General features: G+C 74.8%; 8 protein-coding genes. All 8 read right to left on the reverse strand.

The window, feature by feature from the left end:
• A partial coding sequence (locus ABT160_RS45065) for a flavodoxin-dependent (E)-4-hydroxy-3-methylbut-2-enyl-diphosphate synthase (RefSeq protein WP_351655703.1) occupies positions 1-206 on the reverse strand: 206 nt, incomplete at its 3' end.
• Between the two features lie 196 nt (positions 207-402).
• Entirely contained in the window at positions 403-1,707 is a 1,305-nt protein-coding gene (locus tag ABT160_RS45070; RefSeq protein ID WP_351655706.1) for a M50 family metallopeptidase, read from the reverse strand.
• Complete coding sequence (gene dxr, locus ABT160_RS45075) at positions 1,704-2,954, reverse strand: 1-deoxy-D-xylulose-5-phosphate reductoisomerase (RefSeq protein WP_351655709.1); 1,251 nt, start codon at positions 2,952-2,954, stop codon at positions 1,704-1,706. Before dxr ends, ABT160_RS45070 begins: the two co-directional genes overlap by 4 nt.
• 46 nt (positions 2,955-3,000) lie before the next feature.
• Positions 3,001-3,813, reverse strand: coding sequence for a hypothetical protein (locus ABT160_RS45080; RefSeq protein WP_351655712.1), 813 nt, complete (start codon positions 3,811-3,813; stop codon positions 3,001-3,003).
• 147 nt (positions 3,814-3,960) lie between these two features.
• Positions 3,961-5,868, reverse strand: coding sequence for an acyl-CoA dehydrogenase family protein (locus ABT160_RS45085; RefSeq protein WP_351655715.1), 1,908 nt, complete (start codon positions 5,866-5,868; stop codon positions 3,961-3,963).
• A gap of 170 nt (positions 5,869-6,038) precedes the next feature.
• Entirely contained in the window at positions 6,039-7,484 is a 1,446-nt protein-coding gene (locus ABT160_RS45090) for an aldehyde dehydrogenase family protein (protein WP_351655718.1), read from the reverse strand.
• A 246-nt stretch (positions 7,485-7,730) separates the two neighbouring features.
• The gene (locus ABT160_RS45095) at positions 7,731-9,290 is read right to left on the reverse strand and encodes a PucR family transcriptional regulator (RefSeq protein WP_351655721.1); all 1,560 of its coding nucleotides are present in this window, start codon (positions 9,288-9,290) and stop codon (positions 7,731-7,733) included.
• A gap of 88 nt (positions 9,291-9,378) precedes the next feature.
• The gene (locus ABT160_RS45100) at positions 9,379-11,541 is read right to left on the reverse strand and encodes a type IV secretory system conjugative DNA transfer family protein (protein ID WP_351655724.1); all 2,163 of its coding nucleotides are present in this window, start codon (positions 11,539-11,541) and stop codon (positions 9,379-9,381) included.
• Positions 11,542-11,639 lie beyond the last annotated feature (98 nt).

The following is an 11,639-nucleotide window of genomic DNA, read 5'->3' on the forward strand; positions in this document are numbered from 1 at the left end:
CGCACGATCTGGCAGCCCGACGCGGTCAGCTCGGCGATCTGCTGCAGCGTCGCGCCGATGTCCGACGTACGGGTCGTGGTCATCGACTGCACCGAAATGGGCGCGTCGCCGCCGACCGCCACGGTGCCGACCTGGATCTGCCGGCTCTTGCGGCGCTCGGCCAGCCTGGTAGGTACGGACGGCATTCCCAGTGAAATCGCAGTCATCTGCTGTGCAACCCCAAGTGTTTATCTAGGTCCCGAGATCGGCGGGCTCCAGGGTCCGAGATTACGGCACCGGCCGGGGTCGCCCGACATCGCGTGGGCCGAAACCACCCGAAGGTGAGCCCCTGGACACCACGCGTGTCCAGGGGCTTTCGGTTCCCGCAACGGGGCGGGAACTCCCGGTGCCGCAGCGGCCCGGCTAAGTGATCTTGACGGGGTTCACGATGTCCGCGACGAGCACCAGCAGCGTGAAGCAGATGAAGATCCCCGCCACCACGTAGGCGACCGGCATCAGCTTCGCCACGTCGAACGGGCCCGGGTCGGGCCGGCGGAACAGCCGGGCGAAGCCGCGCCGCACCGACTCCCACAGGGCGCCCGCGATGTGGCCGCCGTCCAGCGGCAGCAGCGGCAGCATGTTGAACAGGAACAGCGAGAGGTTGAAGGTGGCCAGCACCATCAGCATCGTCGCCACGATGTTCTTGGTCGGCACGTCGAGGTTCATCACCTCGCCGCTGATCCGGGCGGCGCCCACCACGCCCACCGGCGAGTCCGCCTGGCGCTCGCCGTCGCCGAAGGCCGCGTCCCACAGCCCGGGGATCTTCCCCGGCAGGGCGACGACGGACTCGGCGCCCTTCTTCATCATCTGGCCCATGCGGTCCACGGACTGCCCGAAGGACAGCGGCAGGATCTCCGTCTTCGCCGCGAAGCCCAGGTAGCCGGCCGGTACGGTCTGGCCCGCCACGACGTTGCCGTCGGAGTCCTTCTTGACCACCTGGTTCTCCACCAGATCGGCGTGCAGCACCACCTGCTGTCCGGCCCGCTCGACGGTGAGGGTGGCCGGGCCGATGGTCCGCCGGATCGCGTCCGAGAGGGTCGGCCAGTCCTTCACCGGCTTGCCGTCGAAGGCGACGATCTTGTCGCCCTCCTTGAGGCCGGCCCGCAGGGCGGGGGACTTGGCGTCGCTGGGCAGGCACCTGTCGCGCTGCTGCTTGCCCTGCTCGATCACGCACTGCTGGACGCCCGCCACGGTGGTGGTCTGGGTGGCCTCGCCGAACGTCATCGAGACGCCCAGGAAGATCGCCACCGCGAGCACCAGGTTCATGAAGGGCCCGGCGAACATCACGATCACGCGCTTCCACGGCTTGCGCGTGTAGAACAGCCGCGTCTCGTCGCCCGGCTGCAGCTCCTCGAAGGCCGCCTCGCGGGCGTCCTCGATCATGCCGCGGAACGGGGAGGTGGAGCGGGCCTCGATCCGGCCGTCCGGGCCCGGCGGGAACATCCCGATCATGCGGATGTAGCCGCCGGCCGGGATGGCCTTGATCCCGTACTCGGTCTCGCCCTTCTTGCGCGACCAGATCGTCGGGCCGAAGCCGACCATGTACTGGGGCACCCGGATCCCGAAGAGCTTGGCCGTGGAGAGGTGGCCGAGCTCGTGCCAGGCGATCGAGAAGAGCAGCCCGAGGGCGAAGACGGCGATTCCCACCACCGTCAGGACAATCGTCATGCGCGAGCCTCCGCCGTCGCCTTGGCAGCCAGTTCCCGGGCCCGGGCACGCGCCCAGGCCTCCGCATTCAGGACGTCCGGCAGGGTGAGCCGGGTTCCCGGGGCGGGGGTGCCGTGTTCGGCGACCACCGAGGTGACCGTATCCATGATTCCGTTGAACGGCAGCCGTCCGGCGAGGAAGGCGTCCACGCACTCCTCGTTGGCCGCGTTGAAGACCGCCGGTGCCGTGCCGCCCAGGGCGCCCACGTGACGGGCCAGCCCCACCGACGGGAACGCCTCGGTGTCCAGCGGGAAGAACTCCCAGCTGGAGGCCTTGGTCCAGTCGAAGGCCGGGGCCGCGTCGGGCACCCGCTCCGGCCAGCCGATGCCGATCGCGATCGGGCCGCGCATGTCCGGCGGGGTGGCCTGGGCGAGCGTGGAGCCGTCGGTGAACTCGACCATCGAGTGCACGTACGACTGCGGGTGCACGACGACCTCGATGCGGTCGAAGGGGATGTCGTAGAGCAGGTGCGCCTCGATGACCTCCAGGCCCTTGTTGACCAGGGTGGCGCTGTTCACCGTGATCACCGGGCCCATCGCCCAGGTCGGGTGCGCGAGCGCGTCCTCGGGCGTGACGCCGGCCAGCTCCTCGCGGGTCCGGCCGCGGAAGGGGCCGCCGGAGGCGGTGACCACCAGCTTGCGCACGTCGGCACGGGTGCCCGCGGCCAGCGCCTGGAACAGCGCGGCGTGCTCGGAGTCGACCGGGATGATCTGCCCGGGCGCCGCCAGCGCCTTCACCAGCGGGCCGCCGACGATCAGCGACTCCTTGTTGGCCAGGGCCAGGGTGCGGCCCGCTTCGAGGGCGGCCAGCGTGGGCGCCAGGCCGATGGATCCGGTGATGCCGTTGAGTACGGTGTGACACGCGGAGGCGGCGAGCTGCGTCGCCGCGTCGGGCCCGGCCAGCACCTCGGGCAGCGGCTCGGTGCCGTACTGCGCGCCCAGCGCCTCGCGCAGCGCGGGCACCACGTCCTCGCGGGCGACCGCGACCGTGCGCACGCGCAGCCGGTGCGCCTGCTCGGCGAGCAGGCCGACCCGGCCGCCCGCCGCGGACAGCGCGGTGACCCGGAAGCGGTCGGGATTGCGCAGCACCAGGTCGATGGCCTGGGTGCCGATGGACCCGGTGGAGCCGAGGACGACGACGTCCCGGCGGCCTTCGCCCGGATCGAAGGCGATGTGCGGGTCGGCGAGGGGGGCTGGGCTTTCCGTCATGCCCCCCATTGTTGCCCCATCGCCTGTGTGCGCGTACGAGGGTCGGTCAGCCCGAGCCCTTCGCGCCGTCCGCCACCGCCGCGCGGAACTTCTCCCACTGGGCCGTGACGACCTCGGGCGGGACGCCGCCGATGTCCTTGGTGCCCAGGACCTCGGCGCGGAAGGAGAGGGTGGTGGTGCCGGAGCGCACCACGGTCAGGTACTCGTACAGCCTGGTGCCCTTGTCCTTCACGTCCTGGATGGTGAAGCGGTACGCGCGCGCCTCGTCGCCCACGCCCGCCGGGGCCTTCAGCGTCTGCACCGAGAGGTAGGGGGCGCTGGTGATCGCGCGCTGCTCGGCGAAGCCGCCCGCGCAGTCCCGGCCCGCCTTCTCCAGGCTCGCCATGACGGCCCGGGCGCCGTCCCCGCCGTACGCGCGCAGTTGTACGGCGACGCTGGTGCCGGTCACCCCGCCGGCCGCGTCGACCTGGCGGTTGACCTCGGCGGCGGGCTTCACCGGGGCGACGTCCCCGGCGAGGCTGACCAGCGGCTGGCAGACCTCGCGGTCCGCGGTGTACGCGTCGCTGTGCGGGCCGTCGAGCGCGAACTCGGAGGCGGTGTAGGCGCCGACCTTCTCGCCGTCGCCGAACGCGGCGGCCGTCAGCCGCGCCCCGGTGAGCGCCCCCTTGGTGTCGGCCGCCGGCGCCGAGGGCGCCGCCTTCGATGCGCCGGTCCGCGCGGCGGGACCGTCGCCGCCCTTGTCGCCGCCGTCGCCCTCCGACCCGCAGGCCGCCGCGGCCGCGAGCAGGGCCGCGGTGACGGCGAGCGCCGCCCCCCGTCGCAGCCCGCCCCGCCGGTCGTGTGTCCCCGCCCCGTGCATCCCTGACGTCCCGTCCGTGGTCGCTTTCCTGATCGAGGCCCGATTATGGGCGCCCGGGCGCGGCCCTGTCACCGGGTGCCCGGCACCGGACGTGCCGGTGCCGGGCGGTACGGGGTGCCCCGCGGGGCGTTCCGCGGGGCGCGGGCGTCAGCGGATGGGCCGGTGCAGGTTGTCGCCGGCGGGCGGGCCCGGGGTCGCGTCGGCGATCCAGGGGCCGTCCCCGCTGGGGTCGACGATGCCCTCCTCCAGCCACAGGTACGCGCCCGAGAGCACGCCCTCGACGACCTTGCGGTCCAGGTCGTCGGTGTTGGCCCACAGACGCCCGAACAGCTCGTCGGCGCGCAGCCGGGCCTGGCGGCAGAACACGTGCGCCAGCTGGCGGGCCTCGGGCGTGCCCAGCAGTTCGGCCCGTACGCAGGCGGCGCTCATGGCGAACAGTTCGGCGCCGATGTCCACGATCCGGCCCAGGAAGCCCTGCTTGGTCTCCATCCGGCCCTGCCAGCGGGACATCCCGTAGAACGTGGACCTGGCCAGCTTGCGGGCCGAGCGCTCCACGTACCGCAGGTGCGGAGCCAGCTCCCCGAACTCGGCGTAGGCGCCGGGCCGCTGCCCCGGTCCCGCGACCAGCTTCGGCAGCCAGCGGGCGTAGAAGCCGCCCGCCCGCGCGCCCGCCCTGGCCTTGTCGCCCAGGGACTTGTCGGGGTCGATGATGTCGCCCGCGACGGCCAGGTGGGCGTCGACGGCCTCGCGCGCGATCAGCAGGCGCATGATCTCGCTGGAGCCCTCGAAGATCCGGTTGATCCGCAGGTCGCGCAGGATCTGCTCGGCGGGCACGGCCCGTTCGCCGCGGGCGGCCAGCGAGTCGGCGGTCTCGTAGCCCCGGCCGCCGCGGATCTGGACCAGCTCGTCGGCGATCAGCCAGGCCATCTCGGAGCCGTACAGCTTGGCAAGGGCGGCCTCGATGCGGATGTCGTTGCGGTCCTCGTCGGCCATCTGCGACGACAGGTCGAGGACCGCCTCCAGGGCGAAGGTGGTGGCCGCGATGAAGGAGATCTTGGCGCCCACCGCCTCGTGCCGGGCCACCGGGCGGCCCCACTGCTCGCGCACCGCCGTCCACTCGCGGGCGATCTTCAGGCACCACTTGCCGGCGCCCACGCAGAGCGCGGGCAGCGACAGGCGGCCGGTGTTGAGCGTGGTCAGGGCGATCTTCAGGCCCGCGCCCTCGGGGCCGATGCGGTGGGCGGCGGGGACCCGCACCCGGTGGAAGCGGGTGACGCCGTTCTCGATGCCGCGCAGGCCCATGAAGGCGTTGCGGTGCTCCACCGTGACGCCCTCGGAGCCCGCCTCGACCACGAACGCGGTGATGCCGCCCCGGTGGCCCTCGCCGCGGGGCACCCGGGCCATCACCACAAGCAGGTCGGCGACCACGCCGTTGGTGGTCCAGAGCTTCACGCCGTCGAGCACGTAGTCGTCGCCGTCGGGCACCGCGGTGGTGGCGAGCCGGGCCGGGTCGGAGCCGACGTCCGGCTCGGTCAGCAGGAAGGCCGAGATGTCGGTGCGGGCCAGCCGCGGCAGGAACGCGTCCTTCTGCTCCTGGGTGCCGAACAGCTTCAGCGGCTGCGGCACCCCGATCGACTGGTGCGCCGAGAGCAGCGCGCCGATCGCGGGGCTGACCGAACCGGCCAGCGCCAGGGCCTTGTTGTAGTACACCTGGGTCAGGCCGAGCCCGCCGTACTTGGTGTCGATCTTCATGCCGAGCGCGCCGAGCTCCTTGAGGCCGTTGACCACCTCGTCGGGGATCCTGGCCTCGCGCTCGATCAGGGCGCCGTCGACCTTGGTCTCGCAGAAGTCGCGCAGCTTGGCGAGGAACTCCTCGCCGCGCTGGGCGTCGTCGTCGGCGGGCCGCGGGTGCGGGTGGATCAGGTCGAGCCGGAAGCGGCCCAGGAACAGCTCCTTGGCGAAGCTGGGTTTGCGCCAGTCCTGCTCGCGGGCTTCCTCGGCCACCCGGCGGGCTTCGCGTTCGGTGACCTTGGGCTTGGACGTTGGTGCGGACATGAGGGCTCACCTCGCCGCGGAAGTGTCGGCCGGCCGGCGGTAGTACCGACCGGTGCTACTCATCCGTATCGCTGCGTCTCCCCGTTTTGTACCCGAAGGCGCCCGATACGGAAAGACGGCCGGAGCCCCCGCACAGCGGGCTCCGGCCGTCTTCCTGGTGGGCGCGGGTCCTACAGGGCCAGGCCCGTCAGGACGAGCACGCGCTCGTAGGTGTAGTCGTCCATGGCGTACCGCACGCCCTCGCGGCCCACGCCGGACGCCTTGGCGCCGCCGTAGGGCATCTGGTCGGCGCGGTAGGAGGGCACGTCGCCGACGACCACGCCGCCGACCTCCAGGGCCCGGTGGGCGCGGAAGGCCGCCTGCACGTCGTGCGTGAACACACCGGTCTGCAGGCCGTACTTGGAGTCGTTGACCGCGGCGAACGCGGCGGCCTCGCCGTCCACCTTCTGCACCGAGAGGACCGGTCCGAAGACCTCCTCGCGGGCCAGCGTGGTGCCGGCGGGCAGCTCGGTGAGCACGGTCGGGGCGTAGGAGGCGCCCTCGCGCGAGCCGCCGGTGACCAGGGTGGCGCCCGCGGCGACGGCCTCGTCCACCCAGGACTCCACGCGCTTGGCCGCGTCCTCGCTGACCAGCGGGCCGACGTCGGTCTTGGCGTCCGAGGGGTCACCGGTGACCTGGGCCTCGACGGCCGCGACGATCTTCGGCAGCAGCCGGTCGTAGACGGCGGCGTCGGCGATCACGCGCTGCACGCCGATGCAGGACTGGCCGCCCTGGTAGTTGGAGAAGGTGGCGATCCGGGTCGCCGCCCAGTCCAGGTCCTCCTCGCTCGCCCAGTCGCCCAGGACCACGGCCGCGCCGTTGCCGCCGAGCTCCAGGGTGCAGTGCTTGCGCGGCACCGAGTCCATGATCGCGTAACCGACCTTGTCGGAGCCGGTGAAGGAGATGACCGGCAGCCGCTCGTCCTGGACCAGCGCGGGCATCTTGTCGTTCTCGACGGGCAGCACCGACCAGGAGCCCTCGGGCAGCTCGGTCTCGGCGAGCAGTTCGCCCAGGAGCAGCGCCGAGATCGGGGTGGCCGGGGCCGGCTTGAGGATGATCGGGGCGCCGACGGCGATGGCCGGGGCGACCTTGTGCGCGCACAGGTTCAGCGGGAAGTTGAACGGCGCGATGCCCAGGACCACGCCCTTGGGGAAGCGGCGGGTGAGCGCCAGGCGGCCCTGGCCGCCCGCGTCGGTGTCCAGGCGCTGGGCCTCGCCGCCGTTGAAGCGGCGGGCCTCCTCGGCCGCGAAGCGGAAGACGGAGACGGCCCGGCCGACCTCGCCGCGCGCCCACTTGATCGGCTTGCCGTTCTCGGCGGAGATCAGCTGGGCGATCTCCTCGGTGCGCTCGGCCAGGCGGCGCGACACGTGGTCGAGGGCGGCGGCGCGGACGTGGGCCGGGGTGGCGGAGAAGGCCTCGACGGACGCGTGCGCGGCGGCCACGGCCTCCTCGACCTGGGCCTCGGTCGGGATCGAGACCCGGCCGACGAGCCGGCCGTCCCAGGGGGAGGTGACGTCGAAGGAGGTCTCGCCGGTGGCCTGGCGGCCGGCGAGCCAGAAGGCGTGCGTGGAGGTCATGTCCGGCCCTTCCGCGTGCGGGTGGTTCGTTGGGGTGCTGTCCGGGTCCACCGTAGGTGGCGGGGGCGGAGCGGTCGCTTGTCCGCGGTGGAGTACTGGGCGGGCGGGGTGCGCCGTTGTGTCGTACGGCGGGGGGCGGGGGTACGGGTCGCGGAGGCGGGTCGTTGCCGTACGGGGCCGGGACCGCGCGTACCCGTACGAACCGGAGCCCCCGGGTCCGCGCTCGGCGAGGCGGCCGGGGGTCGCCTACTGCGGGACCGTCGTCGCCTTCAGGGCCAGCCACAGCTCCATCCGCACGTCCGCGTCGTCCAGCGAGCGGCCCAGGATCTCCTCCACCCGGCGCATCCGGTAGCGCAGGGTGTGGCGGTGCACGCCCAGGTCGGCGGCGGCCGCGTCCCACTGGCCGTGCCGCGAGAGCCAGGCCCGCAGCGAGGCCACCAGGTCGCCGCGGCCGGTCGCGTCGTGCTCGTACAGCGCGCGCAGCATCCCCTCGGCGAACGCCCGCACCGCGTCGTCCGCGAGCAGCGGCAGCACCGAGCCGGCGGCCAGCTCCTCGTGCTCGACCAGCGGGCGACCGCGGCGGCGGGCCACCGACAGGGCCTGTTCGGCCTGCTTGAAGGCGACCGCGGCGGCGGTCGGGCCGGCCGGCGCGGACAGGCCGAGGACCACCCCGGCGGCCTCCGCCTCCCGCTCGGCGTACCCCGCGCAGGCGGCGGCCACCGCTCCCCCGTCGGCGGCCAGGACCACCAGGCGGCCGTCGCCGTCGGGGACGGCGAGGACCGGCTCGCCGGTACGCACGGCGGCGGTGTCCAGGGCGTCGGTGAGCGCGGACAGCGGGTCGGCCGCCGGGTCGCCGTCCGCCTCGGCCCCGGCCGGTTCGGCGATCAGCAGCCGGAAGGGCGCGTCGAGCAGCCCGCCGTACAGGTCCCCGGCGACCGTGCGGGCGTGCTCGGGCTGCCCGGCGAGCAGCATCCGCAGCACGGCCGCGCCGAGCCGCTGCTCGGCGGCGTGCAGCGAGCGGGAGCGCTCGGTGGTGAGGGTGAGCAGGGCGACGGCGGAGTGCACGGCGTAGCGCTCGGCGGTGCCCAGCGCGGAGCCGGTGCCGACGGCCAGGGCGCCGCGCACCCGGCGGCCCGAGCCCAGCGACTGCAGCTCCACGCGGTCGTCGGAGCCGCTGACCACGTCGCTGGCGGGGGCGGGGCGCTCGCGCAGCCGCTCCACGGCCCCGGCGAGCCGGGCGGCGCGCCGGGCGGCCCACTCGGGGGCGGCGCTGACGACGGCGCCGGAGGCGTCGTAGAGCGCGGCCCAGCCGTCGACGTGGGCGGCGAGCCGGGCGACGACCGCGTCGGGGCCCTCGGCGAGGGCGGCCCGGGTGAGCTCGCGCTGGGCCTCGAAGCCCGCGGTCACCGCGCGGTACTGGTCGGCGGCGATGGCGGCGCTGACCGCCTTGCTGATGGCCAGGAACGGGGTGCGGCGGGGCACCTCCAGGAGCGGGAAGTCCTCCTCGCGGGCCGCTTCGAGGAGCGCCTCGGGGACCTCCTCGTGGCTGACGCCGACGGCGAAGCCGAGGCCGACCACGCCCGCGCCGTCCAGCCGGCGCACGTAGCGCCGCATCGCGCCGGGGTCCTCGGCGTCCAGCGTCATGGCGGTGGTGAGCAGCAGCTCGCCGCCCTCCATGTACGGGACGGGGTCGGCGAGTTCGCTGACGTGGGCCCAGCGCACCGGGGTGTCGAGCCGGTCCGCGCCCGCGCGCACGACGAGCTTGAGCGCCGAGTGCTGGACGAGCGAGGCGAGCGTGGGCGGCATGGAGGGCCTTCGGTCGGGGGCGGTGCGCTTTGCGCCGTCCCGTACGGGTGGCGCCCCTCGATTCTGCCAGGACGTACGGGTGTGCGGTTCAGGTCCTCAGGTCCACCAGCAGCGGGGGCGTGTACTCCCCGCGCACGTCGGTCAGCGAGAGGACCGCGTGCCCGGCCGGGACGGCGTGCGCCAGCTCGGAGGCGGACCAGCGCTCGCGCTCCACCTGGCGGATGGTGACGGCCTCGGCGGTGGCGGCCTTGCCGGTGACCAGGCGGCGCATGAAGTGCAGGGCCTTGGTGAGCGGCTCGTCGGAGATGATCTGGCGGTTGGTGACGTCCCGGGTCTGCACCCACTCGGTGCCCCAGGTCTGGGCGAACCGGCCGCCGTCCCAGGGGGCCAGGCCCGCGAAGGCCATCCGGCAGCCGACGGCGCCGAGCAGCGGGTCGCGCAGCGGCTCGGGGACGTCCTCCAGGGTGCGCAGCGACAGGACCACCCCGGCGTTGGCGGAGCGCAGCCGCTGGACGGCCCGCACCGAGTCGGCGGTGACGGTGTGGGTGGCGTCGTCCAGGACCAGGCAGGCGAACAGCGAGCGGTCGGCGCGGGCCAGGGCGGCCTCGGTGAACTGGGCGAGCAGCAGCCGGGCGACGATCCGGGAGGCCTCGGCGTGGCCGCGCTCGGGCAGGTCGACGCGGACCCGCAGCGGCTGCTCGACGGCGCGCAGGGAGAACTGGCCGCGCGGGCCGTCGGTGCGGAAGGAGCGGGCGAAGGCGGGGCGGTCCAGGAAGGCGACGCGGTCGGCGAGCAGCGGGCCGAGGTCGTCGGCGCGCTCGGCCTGGCGGGCCCGCGCGTCCAGCTCGCGCAGCTGGGCCGGGGCGCCGGCGACGGCCCGGCGCAGGGCGGCCAGCGCGGCCCGGTCGCCGCCGACCAGCTCGCGCAGCTCGGGCACGGCGGGGAAGCGGCCGTGGGCGGCCCGGTGCGGGCCGATGAGCTGGGCCAGCACGGTGGCGGCCCGCCGGGTGTCGGCCCCCAGGTCGCCCACGAGCGCCTCGGCGAGCATCCGGGCGGCCTCGTCGGGGTCGTCGGCGCCCCCGTACAGGTCCAGGTCGTGGCCGGGGTCCTCCTCCCCCACCCGGACGACCACGTCGAAGGCGTCGTCCGGGGCGAGGGCGGTGCCGCGGGCGGTGACGGCGACGACGGCGCCCCGGTTGGCGAGCGCCTGCAGGCACATGCCCTCCACCACGGGCCGGGTCAGCCGCACGGTCTTCCCGGCCCCCGCGGGCCCCACGGCCACCAGCGAGGTCCCCAGCAGCGCGGGCTCCAGGGCGACCCCGGTGGTGCGCCGGGCGTAGGGGTTGCGGGGGGAGTCGGCGGCGGTGCCGATGCGGACCTGGCCGGTGGACACGTCGTGGGCGGCGGTGCGCACCGGCAGGTCCCGGGCGCCGGACGGGTGGGCGCAGGCGGCCGGGCCGTGGGCGCGCACGGCGTCGGTGAAGGCGGGCAGCCGCTCGGGCCGGGTCCGTACGCCGTGCCAGGCCCGGCGGATGCGGGTGTAGTCGACGTCCGAGAGGGTTCCGGCGCGGGTGGCCTCGGCCAGCTGGGCGGCGGTCTCGGCGAGTCCGGCGTCGCGCAGCTCGGGCCACTCGGCGGGGTCGGCGCCGGGGGCGGGCGGCGCGGTGCCCTCGGGGGCGGCGCCGCGGCGCCCGGCGAGGCGGCGGCGGACGGCCGGCCAGGTGCCGATCCGGCCCAGCGCCGCGACGACCGCGACGACCAGGCACACGTAGTAGAGGGTGGAGGCCCAGGAGAGCAGGGTCACGGTGCGGGGCATGTCCCGCCAGACGCCCGGCAGCAGCACGAACAGCGGCCAGACGGGGACGCCGTAGCGCTGCCAGACCTCACGCCAGTTGCCGACCCGGCCGAAGCCGTGGGCCAGCAGGGAGAGCACCAGCGCGTACCAGAGGTAGGTCGCGGCGACGTACAGCCCGAACTCGGGGCTGGCGGCGTTCTTCCACTCCTCGGGGACCAGCCAGAGCATGGGCAGCAGCCACCAGCCCTTGACGAAGACCCACCAGCCCTCCAGGTACTGGTTCCACAGCAGCGACCACAGGAGCCAGCCGCAGAGGTACGCGACCAGGGCCCCGGTGATCAGCTGGCGGCCCGGCACCGCCTCCCGCTCCTCCTCGGGGCGCTCGTGGTGGCCGGTCCGCCAGACGCCGGGGGCGGCCTCGGGGCGCGGCAGCCGCAGCCACTCGGCGACGGGCATCCGGCCGGGCGCACGGGACGGCGGGGGCGGGACGGGCGGCGCGGCCGGCGGGGCCGCGGGCGCGGGCACCGCGGGGTGCGGGTGCGGCGCGGGGCCCT

The sequence above is a fragment of the Streptomyces sp. NPDC001941 genome, assembly GCF_040296945.1.
GTDB lineage: Bacteria > Actinomycetota > Actinomycetes > Streptomycetales > Streptomycetaceae > Streptomyces.